The sequence below is a fragment of the Romboutsia sp. genome (genome assembly GCF_051659545.1).
Lineage (GTDB): Bacteria > Bacillota > Clostridia > Peptostreptococcales > Peptostreptococcaceae > JBOFOR01.
Genome location: NZ_JBOFOR010000043.1, coordinates 19,038 through 36,466 on the forward strand (window position 1 = coordinate 19,038; position 17,429 = coordinate 36,466).

The window sequence follows — 17,429 nt, forward strand, 5'->3', positions numbered from 1 at the left end:
TATTTTAATTAAATTTAACATATAGAATGCAAAATTTAAATTTTATAGTTATAATTATTATTAGCAATTAGTTTCTACTATACTTAGAATATTAGGGGGATATGCTATGAAGTTCGAATGTTTTTATTGTCCAACATTGCAAGATGGAAATGTTGTTAGAAATAATGATGGAATAAAGAAATTTAGTTATGGGGATATAGTTCCATCAAAAACACTTTTTTATAACTACGGAAAGAATTTTGCAATTTACCAAGGTGGAGATTTTTTTGTTGTTGAAGATTCTGTTTTAAAAAAATCAATAAAACCTGATGATTTAAAATATCCTTTAAAGCTTGTTTTTAATAAAGGAACTCAATTAACAATATTTTCATCTAAAGACTTACCATCTGTAAGATTACTACTTAAGGGAGAAAACGAATTAGAAAAAGAGCTCGGAGATTTATTCTACTTATCAATTGTGCTAAATAGAAAAATTAAGAGTATTCAATACAAAGTAATGTCTGAGTTAACTAATAGTGCTAGAGATGCAAACTATATGAACAGTACTTTAGATTCTCAAACTGGAGATTTATTGGATGAATTAAAAGAAGTTGAAAGTAAATTCTATACTATAACTATTAATAATCCTGGGTTAAAAGAAAATTACTTAAACTATATGAACTTCGGAAATAAAGAAGATTTATTTGAATTATCTATTAATAAATACTTTGAAGAAGGTACAGAGCAATATAAAGACTATCAATTGCAAAACTTAGTTTGGGAATCTAGACCTATTTTCCCTAAGTTTAAATTAGACAACCTGATTAGCTCTTGCAACTATAAAAAATTTCAAGAAGCAGATTAATAAAAATCAAGGCAAAATATTTTAAGATATTTTGCCTTGATTTTTATAGTTTTATATATTTACTGCTATATATTTAATTACTTAATATTTTTATCTTTTTATAAATCTTAAATTTAAATCATCTATATTAGCTTTTACTGCTCCTATATAATAATCTATATTTTTTATGGTTTTTGTAAATTCTCCATGCCCATCAGATCCAGCAGTGATAATCATATCATTCTTCTTACAAAATTCTACGCACGTCTTAGTTAGTTCTTCTCCATTAGATGGATAGTAACATTCTATACCATCAATACCCTTATCCTTTAAATCCTCTAATACTTTAATTAAACCTTCTTTTGAAAATTCACTATAGAAATTGCTAGGATGAGCAAGTACTGCATAACCACCAGCATCTTTTATAGCTTTACAAACTTTTTCTATTGGTGAAAAATCATATTCTATATAATCACAGCCATACTCTTTGTAATACTTTAATCCATCTAGTAGTTTTTGTGACAGTCCTTTTTCCAAAAGATAATGTACACCTTTCCATGCACCTTTTCTTCTATCATATTCGTAATTTGCATAATCTTCACTAGATACTTCATTAAAATCTTTTGACATTCTATCAATTAAATCTACGCTCGTTTTTAGTAGCTCATTTCTTGATTTATTTATTAAATCAAATAAATTTTTATCATCTTTAAAATCATAGGCCAATACATGAAGTACCTTATCCTTATATTTACAATCTATTTCAACACCTCTTATAGCTATTATTCCATATTCTTCACATGATTTTTTTAATCTATCATAAGCTTCTATATTATTATGGTCTGTTACTGCTATCACTTTAAGTCCTTTTTTATATGCATCACGTGCTACTTCTTCAGGTGACATTGTCCCATCTGAAAAATATGTGTGTATGTGTAAATCTACCATCATATTAAAATTCCTCCTATCTTTGACTATCTTTAATGTAATTCTAGTATAAAGGTTCTGTTAAAATTAATCTATAGTAATACTTCTATATAATTTTTTATAAAGACTTGATTTTTAAATTAAGATTCCATTTGAATTTTTTCTTTAGAAGTTCTTTCAGCAATAAAGGCTGAGATTAATATTATACTACCTCCAATAATTTGCATGATAGATAATGGTTCTGAAAGAAATACTACACTAAAAAATATTGCTGAAACGGGGTCTGTATAACTAAGTAATGCTGTAGTTTGAGCTTTTATTTCTTTTATAGCCGAGAAATAAAGGCAATATGCTACTCCAGTGTGTACAACTCCTAAAATTAGTATTAAAATTAAAGATTTTGAATCTTTTATAACCAAGTCATTTCTATATATAATAAAAGGAAGAAGAACTATTGCTGCACTAAATAATTGTATGAAAGTCCTTTCATAATCATCAATGTCTTGTATATACTTATTTAGCATAACTACAGTTGCATACAAACACGCTGCACCTAAGGCAATACTTATACCTTTGGCATGATTAAAGTTCCCTATAGCTGCACTAGATTGGCTATTCACTATTAAAAATAATCCCAGCATCGCAGAAATTACCGATACCCCAACTTTTAGGGTAAACTTTTCTTTTAATATAAATGGTGATAAAAACACTACTATTACAGGTGCAAAGTAATAGCTTAAAGTTGCATTGGATATTGTAGTATACTCATAAGATTGAAATAGTAATACCCAGTTAAATCCAATAAGTACTCCTGATAATATTAAAATTGAAAAACTTTTCTTAGAATATTTTTGTTCCTCATTGTCTACTTCTTTTTTATTGTTTTTTATTAAAACAATAGCACCTACAACAACACTAGCAATTACTGCACGTAAAAATGCTATTTCAAATGATTCAAGAGAAATATTTTTTACAAATACTCCTAAACTCCCCCAAATACACATTGCTACGATTATTTTTAATACTCCACTCATATTACCCTCCTACTCCTTTATTACACACTTTATTTTTTTCCCTTATTTAAATTTTAATATGTATTAGATTTTAATATACATTTTTTATTTTAAGATAAACTACTGTTTATAATTGTATATTAAATATGCCTAGCAAACAATAAATTACAACCAATTAACTTTTAGATAGAAATATATATTATTCTTTTTTTTATGACTTGTTTTTCATCTCAATTTTATTCATTTCATTTACATAATTGCTTTTTCTTATTTTTATACTTTTTTCGATATACCTTTTTCCAATTTATAAAGCTAAATTGTTGAATTATTTTAAAAGGTATTTTAATTATTAAGTTCAATTTAGTAAGTAAGGAGTGATGCCATGAACTTTAAAAAAATAATTTTATTTTTTAGTATATTATTGTTATTGCTTTGTGCTAGATTGTACACTAGTAGTGCAGAAGTATATAATCAAAACTTTCAAATAAAAAATGTAGCCTTTAAAATTTCATTAATTGAGACAGCCTATGAAATGTATAATGTTAATTTAAATGATTCAAATTCTTATGAAGAATTATATAAAAACTCTTCTAAAGAGGGGTATAAGCACTATAAGTGGTTAAAAAACACTTATAATTCTATGGATCCTGATATGAAAAAGAAATTAAGAAATATATTTGAATTTAATACTTGTTGGAACTATATAAATGAAGTCCTTGAATTAAAAGATGATGCTTCAAGTGAAGAAATAGTTAATAAAATTATTAGTTCTAAGAATTTAAACTTAAATATGTACTTAAAGAATGATGTTGATTTGTTCTTTAACTATTTTTCTACTGTGTATTTCGATTCTTATTTTAATAAATATGAAAATTTGTATTTAAATAGAGCAACTAATTTAAATAAAATTATTTTAAATAAAAATATAGATATAATTAAATTTATTGAAAATGTATCGGGCTTAAACTTAGATAAAAATTATAAATTAATTTTTTACTATGACTTTAATCCTTTACAATCTCAAGTATTTAAAAATAATAACACAATAATATCCACAGTGCAATTAGATACATCTATTCAAGACCTTATAAGTATTGCTTTTTATCAATACTCCCATTATATATTTGATAATTTTAAAAACAATAGCGACCTTTTAGATGTTTATGATAATCTATTATCAGATAAATTTTTTACATCTAAATACAATAAAATAGGTAAAGACTATTACGACTTTAACATCTGGTGTGAAGAAAATTTAATTGCTGGCTTTTCTAGATACTTAGATTATAGATTTTTTCAAACAGATAGTAATTTTACAAGCTATGCCTATGATTTAGATTTTTATAATTATTTAAGAAAAATTAATTTCAATCCTAAAAATAAAAATTTAAGCGATGTATGCATAGATTTTTACAAAAACAAAATGATTCAAGCTCCTCTAAATTAAATATTCAAATATACCCAAATAAATAGTGTAAACCCCTATACAAGGAGCTCACACTATTTATTTTTATCTATATCCTATTATAGCTGCACCTAAAGCTCCAATTATTTGAGTATCCTCAGCTATAAATATGTTTTTACCTAGGTTTTCTTCTAACATTTTGACAAGTACCTTACTCTGAGCAAGACCACCTGTAAATGCAATTTCATCTATTATTTCTCCTCTATTTAACATAGCACTAGACTTGTTAGCTATAGATTTTAGTATCCCTGCTGCTATTTTTTCTTTTTTAATGTTTTTTGCAAGTAAGCTGACTATCTCTGATTCAGCAAACACAGTACACATAGAAGATATATTCTCTGGCTCTTGGTCCTTTGCCAACTTATCTATATTTAAAATATCACTTCCTAAAATATTAGAAGTAAGTTCTAAAAATCTCCCTGTTCCTGCGGCACACTTGTCATTCATTATAAAATTAACTACATTACCTTGCTTATCTAAGCTAATAATTTTGCTATCCTGTCCACCTACATCTATAATAGTTCTAATATTTTTATTTAAAAAATGAATCCCCTTAGTATGACAAGTTATTTCTGTTACTTTCTTATTAACAAAATCCATACTAACTCTTCCATACCCAGTTCCTACTACTTTTTTAATATTTATTTTATCTATACCTTCTGATAAATAGTTATAAACTTGCTCTGAAGTAGTTTTAGGGCTCCATCCTGTAGGAATGATTATTTTTTTTACTATCTTTTCTCCATCAAATAATACTCCCTTAGTTGCTACTGAACCTGAATCAATTCCTATGCTATACATACGTCCCCCTATTTTACACACACATCTTCTTCAATCATTTCTATAAACGCTTCAAATCTAGTTCTTAATTGTTCTGTATCTGATTTAGAGTAATCAGTTTCAATTGCCATGTATGGTATATCCTTTTTAGTTGTTACAAATTCTTTTATCCTAAAGCTTTCTACATTGAAAGTATGACAAGCTTGAAGAGTAACATCTACTACTCCATCTACTTTATACTCATCTATTATTCTATCTATCATTTCTATTCTATTGTCATTGTGCATCATGCAAGAGCATCCTATATTTAAATATTTTTCTGTTAATGCATCATATACATCTTCTGTTTCTTCGTTTACTAATAAATCGTTGTTTCTTATTGCTCCACAAAGTTCATAAGCAACTATAGATGCACCACTATCTTCAATAGTATTTATTATTTTCTCACTTATTCCTGCTATTGGAGAACCTGTTATTAGTATTCTTGGTTTAGATGAATCTACTGGACTTTCCCCTTTTTCATATCTCTCTTTCATAGAATCTATAAGTTTTCTTAAATCTGCTTTTAGTTCATCTCTATCAAATTTAAATCCTGATTGATATAAAACTTGATGTATTTCCATACCCGTTAAAGCTGATGGCTGTAATTTGGCAAGCTCATAGTATTCTTTTAAAAGTATTCTTTCTTCATTTTTATCTTTTATTGCAGCTCTTATATCATCTTCACTAATAGTAATTCCTAGAGTTTTTTCTGTCTCTTCTTTTAAAATTTTCATTTCTTCTTTCCAAAGCTTATATGTATATTCTCCTCTTTGCATATTAGGTAAATGCATTACGTGAGTTGGTTTAACTTTACCTAACTCTTCATACATTTTTTTCTTTCCATCACAAGTAGTTTCTCCTATTAATAAATCTGAGAAATAAAAATATGGGCATGTATCAGTTATTGCATGACCATAACTTGATTTTATAAGTGGACAAAGGTTCCTAGGAAGTACCTTTTCAGCATCTGGTATTGCCTCTTCACTAACACCACATACACCCACAACTACAGCTCCTGCAGCCATTGGTATTTCCACTGGTGTATATGTACAAAATACACCTACTAATTTTTTACCGCTTTCCTTAAGTTCTTTTGCTTTAATAAATCCATTTCTTCTAGCTTCATTGAAGCTATCAAAGTTGCTTGGTAAATTTATCATATATTTCCCCCTGTTTAATTTATCTTTCATATAGATTTTACATTATTTATCAAACAATATTTTAAGTTTTTTTCTATAGTTCAATCTTCTTTTATAGATAATTTCTATAATTCGATTTTGTTAGTTAATTTATTTCTATATATTTAAATAAAATACAGTAATTAATTAAAGTTGTACTAGTAGTCTAATCTTCTAAAATATAAAAAGAACCATTCTAAATAAAGTGTATTTAGAATAATTCTTTTATATATTAAATATAGCCCCTATAATTACTTGATTGAAATTAATTTTTCAAATATACTTTGTAGTTCCTCTTTTGAGCAGTTATCAAAATCTTCAAGTTTTTTTATACTATATCCAATTATTATTTTTTTATACTCATTTGCTTCTAAACTTACATTACTTTTTTCTTTAGTTGTATTTTCATCATATACTTTTTTAAATTGATGATTAATTTTTACTTTTTCTTCCTTGTATTTTTCTTTTTTTATAAAGTATGTAGACAATGTTGATGTAAGTGAACTTATAAATCCTATTCCTAAAATCATAAGTATCGCCGCTACAAATCTTCCCATTGGAGTAACTGGTGAAATATCACCATACCCAACAGTTGTTACTGTAACTATACTCCACCATACAGCATCACCTATACTTATTTTTTCAACAACTGAGATAGTTACAGATCCTACCAATATAATAATAAAAACTATAACTAATGTATAATTAAAATTATTAGTTCTTATAAATTCATCAAAGTTTCTCTTAAGTCTTCCTGATACAGATATTATTCTTAGAATTTTTACTACTTCTCCTAAATTAGCTATTCTTCCTATTTTCAATACATTTAAAGCTCTAAAAACCGTAAACATAGAATTAAAAGGAATTATAGATACCAAGTCTATAATATTCTTCTTTACAAACTTCTTTTTGTTTTTGCTCTTATATAATCTTATAAAATAATCTACAACAAATATTATCCATATTATATTGTCTATAAGTAGCAGTGCTTTATGTGCCTCATAACTTAAATTTTTATTTAACTGTACTACTAAGTTTATGGCAACGATAATTGATAGTATTGCCATAATTATGTTGTAGGTTATATACTTTTTTTTCATTAAATATTAGTTGAATGTATATTGTTTGTTTTCGCATTTCCAATTCCCACTATATCCTTCACTGTATGCTCCTAATTCAAAGTGTAGCATAGATATTCCTAAATCTACTTCTTCATAGCCATGGTTTGGTTTAGCTATAATTGCTTCTACTTTATTATCTTCATATTTATATACTACTGGCCTTGCATTTACAGCAGAAGGTGCATCTAAAATGAATTGTGCTCCACTTAAAACCCATGTTGGAATTTTACTATCTTTACTTTTTAAGATTTCATCTGTTGATTTTTCTTTTTTGTTTAGTGTTTTTACAAGTTTTTCCTTTATAGATAATTCTTCTTCTGTATATCCTACTGCTATTATACATACCAATTCTTCATTTTCTTTAATATTAATGTGCTTCTCACATTCTTTCTTCTTGTAAGTACCACCTAACCAGCAAGTAGAAAGACCTTTATCTGTAGCTTCTAGAACTAACATTTCTCCGTAATAACCTAGTTTTTGCTTGTAGTTTTCTATATCTTTATTAGCTACTAATGCTATGAAAGATTTTACTCCATTTATCATTCCATAAGAAGCTTTAAATCCACTTACAATTTCTTTTCCTTCTTCTACAAATTGAATATTTATTCTAGCCTCATTGTTTATAGAATCTATCATATTTATAATAGATTCTATATCTTCTTTTTTTATATCTTTTTCTATATAAGTTCTTCTTGAAACTCTGTTTTCACTAGCTTTTATCCACGATTTTTTTAAATTCATTATAATTCTCCTTGCTCTCAATGTATATTATAGTTTTAGTATTTTTTATAAATATATTTATATATTAGGATATTTTTTCTACTCTTTTATCAATTGTAGACAATAATTTATTTGAAGTTAAGTTAATTCCTATAGCTCCTATTGGTGCTGTAATAAGAACACTTAAAATTGCTATTGCCTGCATAATTTCACCACCAGCTACTCCCATTTGCATTGGTATAGATGCTTTTGCCGATTGTACAGTTGCCTTTGGTAAGTATGCTATTACACAAAATAGTTTTTCTTTTTTATTAAGATTAGTTCCACTTAATGATAATAAAACCCCTATAGATCTTATAAATAGTGAACATGCTAATATAGTCGCTCCTACTGTAAAGTAACTTCCTACTAAGGATGGATTGATTGCCATTCCAACAAAAGAGAATAGATACAACTTGCCTGTTTTCCAAAGTAAATTCATTTTTTCTAAAATTATTTTGGAGCTTTCTATTATATAGTTTCTAATAAAGAACCCATACACCATTATAGAAAGTAATGAATTAAACATTTCTATATGGAAGTTCTTCTCTATAAATCTCATTCCTAAACACACTAAAAATGCTATACTAACCTTTATAAAGTCATTATTGGCACTATTAATTAGGTTTTTACTTAACTTAAATAATATAAATCCAATTAGTATACTTATTAATATAGATATTGGAATTAATATAAGCGAAGTAACTATTGATGTACTTTCTCCTGTACTACTTTGCATATAAATCCCTAAAAAAGTAGTAAATAAAGTAATAGCTATAGTATCATCAGCACTTGCACCTACAAGCAACATTTGAGGTATTGCTTTGTCTTGTCCAACTTTTCTTTCTATTAAAGAAATCATAGAAGGAATAAGTACTGCTGGACTTACTGCTGCTATAATAAATCCAAGTATTGCACCTTGTATAAATGAAAAATCTAAAAATATCATTGATAAAAATGCAACTGCAAAACCTTCTAAGGTAGCAGGTAAAACACTAAGTAATACTGCCGGTTTTCCTATTTGCTTCATCTGATCTAAACTTATACCTAAACCTCCTATAAAAAGAACTATAACTAATGCTACATCTTTTAGTGTAGGTGCTAATCTTAAAGTAGCTTCTGGTACTAAATTTAAAAATGCAGGCCCTATAACCATCCCCACTAGCATCATTCCTATTAATGATGGTAATTTTATTTTTTCTACTATTAAGCCACTATTGTATGCTAATAAACCTATTATGGCTAAGCTTAAAACTGTACTAAGTATTGTCATAAATACCTCTCCTATCTTTTGTTTTAAATTTCACCTCGCTTGAGTGACCTTTCGGTGAAACACTTCATCTCCCCCAGCTGTTCTGCGTGTTACGCAAAAAAATAGACTCCTACCCTTATTTACAAGAGTAGGAGTCATTAGCTTTCGCGTTTAATGGCGAACTCCATCGCCGATTTAGTTAACATATATATAATATCATATTATTAATTAGATGTAAATTTTAAAATTTTATTGTATTCAACCTTCCTATTTTATGAATATTTTAAGATTTTGATTAATATAATTTTTAATACAAGCTTGTATCTTTGATTGGAGTGATACTTCTGTTTTCTATATCTTTAAATGTAATGTATACTTTTATTTTATCTATAGTACTGTTTCTAATAGGTAATCTGATAAAACATAAGATTAACTTTTTTACTAAGTTTTGTATACCTGCACCTGTTATTAGTGGCTTACTATTTTCTATATTAGTGTTACTATTAAAAGTTTTTAAAATTTGTACGATAACTATGGATACCAAGTTAATGCCATACTTTATATGTGGGTTTTTTACCATAGTTGGTCTTGGAGTAAGTTTTAATATTTTTAAAAAAGGAGGAAAATTATTAATAAAGTATTGGCTATTATGTGGTATTTTAGCTTATTGTCAAAATCTATTAGCACTGTTTTTATCCAAGTTACTAAATTTCAACCCATTACTTGGACTTATGTGTGGAACGATTTCTATGGAAGGTGGGCACGGAAGTGCCGCTGCTTTTGGAGCTACTATAGAAAACTTAGGGGTTAGTGATGCTATAAGTGTTGGTATTACAGCTGCTACTTTTGGTCTTATACTTTCTGGTTTACTTGGAGGACCTCTTGCTAAGTTTTTGATAGTAAAATATAACCTAATATCTAATAATACTGTAAAACATAGTAATCATAATTCAATTTCTACTTTAACAAGTTATAGTTTTACTACAAGTTCATTCTTAGAACAAATACTTATAGTTCTACTCTGCATAGCTTTAGGTGAGTTTATCGCAAATATATTTTCTCTTTCTACTAACATTATAATTCCTGCTATTTCTGGTTGTATGTTGATTTCAATTATTTTTAGAAACGTAAATGATAAAGTTAAAATCTTTAAATTTAATTTTAAGATTTTAGATTTTTTAGGTGATGCTTGTTTGGGTATATTTTTAACTATGGCTCTTATGAGTATCGACCTGTATAAGCTTTCTAGTCTATTTGGACCTATTTTGATAATAGTGTTGTCCCAAGCTGTATTTATAACTTTATTTTCTATATTTATATGTTTTAGGGTTTTAGGAAAAAATTTAGATTCTGCTATTATGATAAGCGGACTAATTGGTCATGGCCTTGGAGCTACACCTACAGCACTTGCCAATATGAACTCTGTTGGTGAAATATATGGATACTCTGAAAAATCAGTTTTAGTAGTTACCATTGTTGCTGCATTTTTATTAGATATATTCACAATGCCTTGCATTATATTTTTCATCAATATATTAAGCTAATAATATTTAATTTGGAAAATTTTAATCATTTGAGAATTAAATTAAAGATTCAAAGACATAATATTTATAAAGACATAATGTATATTAATAAAAATAATTTGGAGGTAATTATGGAAAGTAATTTAAATTGTTTAGCTAATAACTGTGCTTTTAATAAATCTGGAAATTGCTATGCTTCACATATAAAAATTGAAGGTTTTGATGCTTCAATAACTCCAGAAACTTATTGTGATACTTTTAAAAATGGAACTGCTTTTAATATATCTAACTATAGTGGAGAAGTTTCTTTAACTAATAGTCAAAATATATCTTGTACTGCTAACAACTGTATTTATAATGTAAGTGGCGGTTGTAATGCTAGCCACGTAGATATTAATTTTCAAAATTCTAGCTGTGAGACTTTTATGTCTAAATAATCTACATAAACAAAATAGGAGGATAGAATCTATCCTCCTATTTTGTTATCTATGCTGTTATTTTTGTTTTATCATTGTTATCTTCTTCCAGTACTCCTAGCTTTTTGGCTACAAATTTAGTTGTACTAGCTTGTACTATTAAAGTAACTAGTATTGTCATAAATACTACGGAAGATATTATTTCATATCCAGGTAATTTCATAGAAACAATTATACCCGATAAAGCTGCAGGTATAACACCTGTTTCTCTAACCCACATCATAAATAACTTTTCTTTAAATGTCCATTTTGCATTTTTATCAAATGAAGTAGATACTAATACTACTATAGGTCTCGCTATAAACATTAATACCAATACTACTATTAATGCCGGAGCCCAATATTTAGCTAATGCCTCTAAATTCACTTGTGTTCCTAATACCACGAATATTCCCATACGGCATAGTGATCCTATATTTTCTCTAAAGTTATGCTCTGAGTGGAAATCATATTCTGGAACCCAAAGCCCAAACATTTTCTTATTTCCTGCTATTAGTCCTGCTATAAATACTGCCATGTATCCACTTCCGTGTAAAAGTACTGCTATTTCATACGCTAGTGCAACTTTTAAAATAGACATTATTGGTGCATAAGAATGGAATACTCCCCATTTTTTATCTGATATTAAAACAGAGAACACATATCCCATAACTATTCCAACACCTACTCCAACTACTGTTGCTACAACTAATTCTTCTATACTTTTTCCTATTGAAAGATGTCCACTTGTAACCACCCCTAAAAGAGTTGATACTAATATAGCTCCTACTGCATCATTAAAAGCAGATTCACTGACTACTGTTTGCTTTATTTTATCTTTTATCGGTACTTGTTTAAAAACTGGTATAAGTGCTGCTGGGTCTGTTGATGCTACTACCGAACCTAAAAGTAAAGCTGTCATAATTGGTAGTCCAAATATTTTTCCCGCAAATAAGCCTACAATTCCTGCAGATATAATAACACCTACTGTAGCTAGCATTCCTACACTTAGTTTTACTTTATTTAAAACTTTTAAGTTTATTTCTCTTCCACCTTCATATAGTATAAATGCCGATCCAAAGGTAAGTATAAGATTATTTTCTACTGGAAACGCCTGTATACTTATCAAGTTCAATACTGCTGGACCTATTATAATTCCTGCTATTAAATATAAAATCACATCTGGTACTTTTATAATTTCACTTAGTCGTCCTAAAACAATACCTGTTATGGCAATTGCTGCAAATATTAACAACAAATTATTAGTTGCAATTGCTTCTACTGTATTTTCCATTTAAATCACCTCTTCGTTATTCGTTCGTTTTTTTTGACTAAAACTGATTATATTCCTATTAATTGACTTAGTCAACTATTTTTATTTTTATTTTTTTTACGTAAAAAAATAGCCATCCTTTAAAGGCTGACTATTTTAACATTTAGCTTCTATTTTATTTACAATAATTTACTGATATTTTATCTATTATAGTACATTGATAATTCTCAAGTATTTAGTTTTTATAAATTCTATTTTCATAAACTCTTTTCATAAAGTTTATATACAATTGCTTTTCTTCTTCCGTAAAGCTATAAGTAACTTTATCAAACCAATCTTTAAATATACCCCTTAGGTCTTGAAGGCTTTCCTCACTTTTTTTATTTAATGATAGCTTAGATGACCTCGTATCTTTTTCATCCTTTTTCTTTTTAACATATCCTAAATCCTCTAACCTCTTTATTGTTCTAGTAACAACTGCCTTATCTACATTTAAAAGTATTGAAAGTTCATTTAATTTTATATTTTTATTTTGTTCTATTATAACTAAATACTTTATGTCTGAGACCTTAAATTCATGATTCTTTAGGGCTTCCTGTGCATATTTTCTAAAATCTTTAATTATCTCATTCTTATAGGTATTTATTATTTCAAATTCCAAAGCATTCACCTCTATAAAACTGTCTACACCTTTTCTTATCTATGTTTTAGATAAACAAGGTGTTCTTCAATCTTTCCGTCTTTTTTTATTTTTATTATATATTCGTTGTAATGCGCATTATGTGGCTTTGTTAGTTTACATTCTAACACATACTCATCATCTTCTAATTCTAAAAGTTCTCTATCCTTCAAAAATTTTCTATCTAAAAGTTCCAACAATCTATCCATATAATTCTCCTAATATATTTTAATTTTTTATTAGTATTCTATATTATTGGTTTTACTATTAAATATCCATATGAATTTAATTCTATACTTTCTTTAAGTACAATCTTTTCCTTAGTAAATAAATTTTCTACTTGTTTATCTAGCAAATATAATGGTATCTCTATTTTTTGTTTATTTTCATTATTGTTAATTATTATAGTTATATTTTCTTTTTTTAATATAACTATTCCTCTATCACTATCGGCAAAAAACCATTGATTTAAAGTTGATTTAAAATCATTATGTTCTTTTCTCAATATTATTAGTTTCTTTATAAAACTATGTTGTTCTCTATCTTGCTTTTCATTTTCCCATACCATACATTCTCTTTGACCTTCACAGTCTTTAGTTTGAACTCCTACCATTCCTACTTCATCACCGTAGTATATGCAAGGACATCCACCTTGTATAAACATAAATAAATAAGCAAGTTTAAATTTATATTGATTTCCATTAGCTAAACTAAGAACTCTTGTGGTATCATGACTTCCTAACAAATTAAAGGTTACTTCACTTATTTGCTGTGGATAGCTTACCATTATTTCATTTATTGTATACTTAAATGTAGTTGCATCAATTTCATTTGTACAGAAAAATTTTAGTATAGCATCTCCTAATGGGTAATTCATAACTGCATCAAATTGATCTCCCATTAACCATGGTAGACTATTATGCCATATTTCTCCTAATATGTATACATCCGGTTTAACTTTTTTTATTTCTTTTCTAAACAATCTCCAAAAACTATGGTCTACTTCATTAGATACATCTAATCTCCATGCATCTATATCATATTTTTCAATCCAATACTTTCCTACTTCTATTAAATAATCTATAACCTGAGGGTTTTCTGTATTCAGCTTTGGCATTTGAGGTACACATGAGAACGTTTCATATGGTATATTTTTTTCATCCATAAGTTCAGTTGTCATATCTATCTTATTTATATCCTTAATATAAAACCAATCTTTATATATGGACTTTTCTTTATTTTTCATTACATCTTGCCACTGCTTTGAATAATATCCAATATGATTAAATACTGCATCTAGCATTATCTTTATTCCTCTTTTATGAGCTTCTTTTACTAGAGTTTTAAGAGTTTCTTCATCTCCTAAATGAGGATCTATTTTCATATAATCTATAGTATCGTATCTATGATTTGTATGCCCTTCACTTATTGGACAAAAATATATTCCCGTAATACCCAAATCTTTTATATAATCCAAATTATTTATTACTCCTTGTAAATCCCCACCTGTAAAATTATCATTTGTAGGAGGGGATCCCCATGGCTCTACATTATCTTGATTAATATTTGGATTGCCATTTGCAAATCTATCTGGAAATATTTGATACCATATAGTGTTTTTTACCCACTCTGGTACCTTTGGAATATCAATATTATTTAAATATGAATAGCCAAAGAAACTTGCTATATTACACAATTTTTCTTCATCATCTTCTTTTCCTAATATATTAATTCCTTTTTCTGTATATAGAAGTTTTTCATTTTCTCCTTCTATTACAAAAGCATATCTTGATCTTTTTGTTTTAGTTTTATATTCTGCTTTCCAATAGTCAAAGTACTCTGTTTCTAGTTCCTTTTTCATTTCGATGAAGCATCCTCCACTCCACCCTATTCCTGAAGCATTAAGGTTTCCTCCGCCTACTTCACGAGTTTCCCAAATATAAGGATCCCCTATTCTTAAATTTACATTTTTCACTTCATTCTTCTTACTTCTTAAACGAATATGTAGAGTTTCTTCATCATATCCATAGGCATAATTACTTTTTGGTATATGAAGCAATGCTTCTTTGCATATATTAGTCATCTCTGTCCCCCTGATATTTATATCTATTCAACTATATTATAATTGTAGTCTATAAAGTATTAACAGACAATAAAATACCCTTATACTCGTTTTACTTTAAAATTAGTTCTTTGCAATTAGTTATTTTGTTCCATTCGCAGTTTCCACATATATCTTCAAGTATCTCTTCCGTTATATGTGAATATACTTTTTCTTTTATATCACTATATCTATATATGCCTTCTTCTATTTTAAAATAGCTACATAATTTTGAATCAATTTTATTTACTTTTTCTTCACTTTTACATACTAATTCCTTATCATTGTAAGGACATTTACTACAAATATAATCAAGTCCAAATATTACTTCAATATTTTGAGATTCATCTTGTAATTTAGCGATTACCCTTTTAATATTTTCATTAAATTCTTCACTATATCCTTTTCCTATATAAGCTTTCATACATAAAATATGATGTGGTCTTATTTTTAACATGTTTTCATCCCCATACCTACTCTTTTTGATACACTAACACCTATTATTGTTGCTAGCCCTATTTTCATTAAATCTACTAATACAAAAGGTATTACGCATAAAGTTAATCCTTCTATAAAACTTACTTTCATTATTAGAGTAAACTGCAACGTTCCTATTGTATAACTTGTTATTAATCCTAAAATCATCCCTACTACTATCATAGGTAATGAACTATATTTTTTAGAAAAATATCCTACTACTAATGCTACTATTGGAAATGACAATATAAATCCCCCTGTTCGACCTATTATAGATGAAATTCCGCCACTCATTTGTGCAAATACTGGCATTCCTATAGCACCTATCAATATGTATATCACTTGTGATATAAAGCCAAGTTTAGGCCCTAGTATTAATCCACATAGTGCTACTGCAAAAACTTGCATGGTCAATGGTACGGTTGTGAAAGGCAATGGTATTGATATCTGAGCCAGTATAGATGTGATACTTGCAAATAGTCCACATATTATTAGTTCTTTAGTTGACATCTTCATATTTTCCCCCTTGTTAGCTAACTTTTAGGTTAACCTTTATTTTTTATTAGGTTTACACTTTAATTGTATAACAATTCTTATTTTTGTCAATTTAAAATATTTTTAAAATATAATATTCTCTTTACTTTAGCAACCTTTTAGATAAATATTTCATTTAGTCAACTATTTACCCATTGCAAAAAACACATCATTATATATTTGATGTGTTTTCTAATGTACTACCTATATCATTGGAAGAGTGAGAATCAGAACCTAAAACAGTCGGTATTTTGTATTTTTTTATTAATTCTAATAAATATCCATATAAGTAAGGCTCTTTGCAATATTCTTTTCTTAAACCAGAAACATTATAATCTAATTCATAACCTTTTTCTTTTATTAAAGTAACAACTTCTTCTAATTTTTTATTTTTGCTGTAGTCATATGGAAATACTTGATTAAATTTTCTTACCAAGTTTAGGTGTCCAATCCTTTTTGGTTTGTATTCTCCTAAATCACTATTTATAACTAGCTTTATAGTTTCATAATATTTATTGTAGACTTCCTCTATAGAACCTAAAATATTAATTATTTTTTCAAATTCTTTTGGATTAGAATCTACAAAATGATATTCTTCACCTATTTTAATAATATGAACAGATATAATTGAGTCTTCAATATACTTCCCATATTTGTCTAGCATATTTTTAATTTCATGTTCGTATCCTTCTAGATAATCAACTTCTACCCCAGAGTTTATTTTTATTTTTTCTTTATACTTTTCTTTTAATATTGATAGCTCTTTAAAATAATTTAGTGCTTCATCTTCATTCATAGCACTATCATTGTTTGAAGACGGGTCTTTAAAATTATTTGGAAGTGGTAAGTGTTCTGTAAATGTTATTTCTTCTATACCTACTTCTATTGCTTTTTATAGTGATAGGTAAGTCTTTGAAGTTATCTCCAACTTTTCCCCCACTTCACACCGTACGTGAGACTTTCACCTCATACGGCGTTCCAACAATTTTACACTCTAATAATTAAATAACTGAATTTCCTACTAACT

At 27.5% G+C, this 17,429-nt stretch carries 18 protein-coding genes and 1 riboswitch; of the genes, 4 read left to right on the top strand and 14 right to left on the bottom strand.

What is annotated here, in order from left to right; translation table 11 throughout:
• The first annotated feature begins 106 nt into the window (after positions 1–106).
• Positions 107–844: a hypothetical protein gene (locus ACRC03_RS02510; RefSeq protein ID WP_438650976.1), complete on the top strand. Its 738-nt coding sequence runs from the start codon at positions 107–109 to the stop codon at positions 842–844.
• 90 nt (positions 845–934) lie between these two features.
• On the opposite strand, the gene ACRC03_RS02515 is transcribed toward ACRC03_RS02510, so the two are convergent.
• Entirely contained in the window at positions 935–1,774 is an 840-nt protein-coding gene (locus tag ACRC03_RS02515) for a PHP domain-containing protein (protein WP_438650977.1), read from the bottom strand.
• A 116-nt stretch (positions 1,775–1,890) separates the two neighbouring features.
• Complete coding sequence (locus tag ACRC03_RS02520) at positions 1,891–2,784, bottom strand: DMT family transporter (protein WP_438650978.1); 894 nt, start codon at positions 2,782–2,784, stop codon at positions 1,891–1,893.
• Between the two features lie 361 nt (positions 2,785–3,145).
• On the opposite strand from ACRC03_RS02520, the gene ACRC03_RS02525 reads away from it, so the two are divergent.
• On the top strand, positions 3,146–4,210 hold the full coding sequence (locus ACRC03_RS02525; protein WP_438650979.1) for a hypothetical protein: 1,065 nt from the start codon (positions 3,146–3,148) through the stop codon (positions 4,208–4,210).
• Positions 4,211–4,273: 63 nt separating this feature from the next.
• Here ACRC03_RS02525 and ACRC03_RS02530 read toward each other — a convergent pair whose 3' ends face one another.
• The 5 genes from ACRC03_RS02530 to ACRC03_RS02550 all read right to left on the bottom strand — a co-directional run bounded on the left by ACRC03_RS02530 (position 4,274) and on the right by ACRC03_RS02550 (position 9,381).
• Positions 4,274–5,029 carry an acyl-CoA dehydratase activase gene (locus ACRC03_RS02530; RefSeq protein ID WP_438650980.1) on the bottom strand — a complete coding sequence of 252 codons (756 nt, stop codon included), beginning with the start codon at positions 5,027–5,029 and terminating at the stop codon, positions 4,274–4,276.
• Positions 5,030–5,037: 8 nt separating this feature from the next.
• Entirely contained in the window at positions 5,038–6,210 is a 1,173-nt protein-coding gene (locus ACRC03_RS02535) for a double-cubane-cluster-containing anaerobic reductase (RefSeq protein ID WP_438650981.1), read from the bottom strand.
• Between the two features lie 269 nt (positions 6,211–6,479).
• Entirely contained in the window at positions 6,480–7,328 is an 849-nt protein-coding gene (locus ACRC03_RS02540) for a potassium channel family protein (protein ID WP_438650982.1), read from the bottom strand.
• A gap of 6 nt (positions 7,329–7,334) precedes the next feature.
• Positions 7,335–8,090, bottom strand: coding sequence for a nitroreductase family protein (locus tag ACRC03_RS02545; RefSeq protein ID WP_438650983.1), 756 nt, complete (start codon positions 8,088–8,090; stop codon positions 7,335–7,337).
• 64 nt (positions 8,091–8,154) lie between these two features.
• Positions 8,155–9,381, bottom strand: coding sequence for a cation:proton antiporter domain-containing protein (locus tag ACRC03_RS02550; protein ID WP_438650984.1), 1,227 nt, complete (start codon positions 9,379–9,381; stop codon positions 8,155–8,157).
• A 121-nt stretch (positions 9,382–9,502) separates the two neighbouring features.
• Positions 9,503–9,561, bottom strand: a riboswitch (Fluoride riboswitch).
• Between the two features lie 167 nt (positions 9,562–9,728).
• Between ACRC03_RS02550 and ACRC03_RS02555 the strand changes: the two genes are divergently transcribed.
• Both ACRC03_RS02555 and ACRC03_RS02560 read left to right on the top strand, forming a co-directional pair.
• Positions 9,729–10,904 carry a sodium/glutamate symporter gene (locus tag ACRC03_RS02555; RefSeq protein WP_438650985.1) on the top strand — a complete coding sequence of 392 codons (1,176 nt, stop codon included), beginning with the start codon at positions 9,729–9,731 and terminating at the stop codon, positions 10,902–10,904.
• Between the two features lie 110 nt (positions 10,905–11,014).
• Positions 11,015–11,320, top strand: a complete 306-nt coding sequence (locus tag ACRC03_RS02560; RefSeq protein WP_438650986.1) for a DUF1540 domain-containing protein — start codon at positions 11,015–11,017, stop codon at positions 11,318–11,320.
• Positions 11,321–11,369: 49 nt separating this feature from the next.
• On the opposite strand, the gene ACRC03_RS02565 is transcribed toward ACRC03_RS02560, so the two are convergent.
• The 7 genes from ACRC03_RS02565 to hisJ all read right to left on the bottom strand — a co-directional run bounded on the left by ACRC03_RS02565 (position 11,370) and on the right by hisJ (position 17,288).
• On the bottom strand, positions 11,370–12,632 hold the full coding sequence (locus ACRC03_RS02565) for a cation:proton antiporter (RefSeq protein WP_438650987.1): 1,263 nt from the start codon (positions 12,630–12,632) through the stop codon (positions 11,370–11,372).
• Between the two features lie 214 nt (positions 12,633–12,846).
• The gene (locus tag ACRC03_RS02570) at positions 12,847–13,272 is read right to left on the bottom strand and encodes a MarR family winged helix-turn-helix transcriptional regulator (RefSeq protein WP_438650988.1); all 426 of its coding nucleotides are present in this window, start codon (positions 13,270–13,272) and stop codon (positions 12,847–12,849) included.
• A 35-nt stretch (positions 13,273–13,307) separates the two neighbouring features.
• Positions 13,308–13,499, bottom strand: coding sequence for a hypothetical protein (locus ACRC03_RS02575; protein WP_438650989.1), 192 nt, complete (start codon positions 13,497–13,499; stop codon positions 13,308–13,310).
• Between the two features lie 38 nt (positions 13,500–13,537).
• Positions 13,538–15,373, bottom strand: a complete 1,836-nt coding sequence (locus tag ACRC03_RS02580) for a glycoside hydrolase family 13 protein (RefSeq protein WP_438650990.1) — start codon at positions 15,371–15,373, stop codon at positions 13,538–13,540.
• Positions 15,374–15,464: 91 nt separating this feature from the next.
• A complete protein-coding gene (locus tag ACRC03_RS02585; RefSeq protein WP_438650991.1) occupies positions 15,465–15,848 on the bottom strand; it encodes a DUF1284 domain-containing protein in 384 nt (127 codons plus the stop codon).
• The gene (locus tag ACRC03_RS02590; protein ID WP_438650992.1) at positions 15,842–16,384 is read right to left on the bottom strand and encodes a biotin transporter BioY; all 543 of its coding nucleotides are present in this window, start codon (positions 16,382–16,384) and stop codon (positions 15,842–15,844) included. Before ACRC03_RS02590 ends, ACRC03_RS02585 begins: the two co-directional genes overlap by 7 nt.
• Before the next feature lie 190 nt (positions 16,385–16,574).
• On the bottom strand, positions 16,575–17,288 hold the full coding sequence (gene hisJ, locus ACRC03_RS02595) for a histidinol-phosphatase HisJ (protein ID WP_438650993.1): 714 nt from the start codon (positions 17,286–17,288) through the stop codon (positions 16,575–16,577).
• Positions 17,289–17,429 lie beyond the last annotated feature (141 nt).

Bases quoted from the DNA above. Each gene is read 5' to 3' on its own strand.
- ACRC03_RS02535 (WP_438650981.1), bottom strand. From the start codon at position 6,210: ATGATAAATTTACCAAGCAACTTTGATAGCTTCAATGAAGCTAGAAGA.
- ACRC03_RS02585 (WP_438650991.1), bottom strand. From the start codon at position 15,848: ATGTTAAAAATAAGACCACATCATATTTTATGTATGAAAGCTTATATA.
- ACRC03_RS02590 (WP_438650992.1), bottom strand. From the start codon at position 16,384: ATGAAGATGTCAACTAAAGAACTAATAATATGTGGACTATTTGCAAGT.
- ACRC03_RS02580 (WP_438650990.1), bottom strand. From the start codon at position 15,373: ATGACTAATATATGCAAAGAAGCATTGCTTCATATACCAAAAAGTAAT.
- ACRC03_RS02515 (WP_438650977.1), bottom strand. From the start codon at position 1,774: ATGATGGTAGATTTACACATACACACATATTTTTCAGATGGGACAATG.
- ACRC03_RS02550 (WP_438650984.1), bottom strand. From the start codon at position 9,381: ATGACAATACTTAGTACAGTTTTAAGCTTAGCCATAATAGGTTTATTA.
- ACRC03_RS02555 (WP_438650985.1), top strand. From the start codon at position 9,729: ATGTATACTTTTATTTTATCTATAGTACTGTTTCTAATAGGTAATCTG.
- ACRC03_RS02530 (WP_438650980.1), bottom strand. From the start codon at position 5,029: ATGTATAGCATAGGAATTGATTCAGGTTCAGTAGCAACTAAGGGAGTA.
- ACRC03_RS02545 (WP_438650983.1), bottom strand. From the start codon at position 8,090: ATGAATTTAAAAAAATCGTGGATAAAAGCTAGTGAAAACAGAGTTTCA.
- ACRC03_RS02510 (WP_438650976.1), top strand. From the start codon at position 107: ATGAAGTTCGAATGTTTTTATTGTCCAACATTGCAAGATGGAAATGTT.
- ACRC03_RS02575 (WP_438650989.1), bottom strand. From the start codon at position 13,499: ATGGATAGATTGTTGGAACTTTTAGATAGAAAATTTTTGAAGGATAGA.
- ACRC03_RS02525 (WP_438650979.1), top strand. From the start codon at position 3,146: ATGAACTTTAAAAAAATAATTTTATTTTTTAGTATATTATTGTTATTG.
- ACRC03_RS02565 (WP_438650987.1), bottom strand. From the start codon at position 12,632: ATGGAAAATACAGTAGAAGCAATTGCAACTAATAATTTGTTGTTAATA.
- ACRC03_RS02520 (WP_438650978.1), bottom strand. From the start codon at position 2,784: ATGAGTGGAGTATTAAAAATAATCGTAGCAATGTGTATTTGGGGGAGT.
- ACRC03_RS02560 (WP_438650986.1), top strand. From the start codon at position 11,015: ATGGAAAGTAATTTAAATTGTTTAGCTAATAACTGTGCTTTTAATAAA.
- ACRC03_RS02540 (WP_438650982.1), bottom strand. From the start codon at position 7,328: ATGAAAAAAAAGTATATAACCTACAACATAATTATGGCAATACTATCA.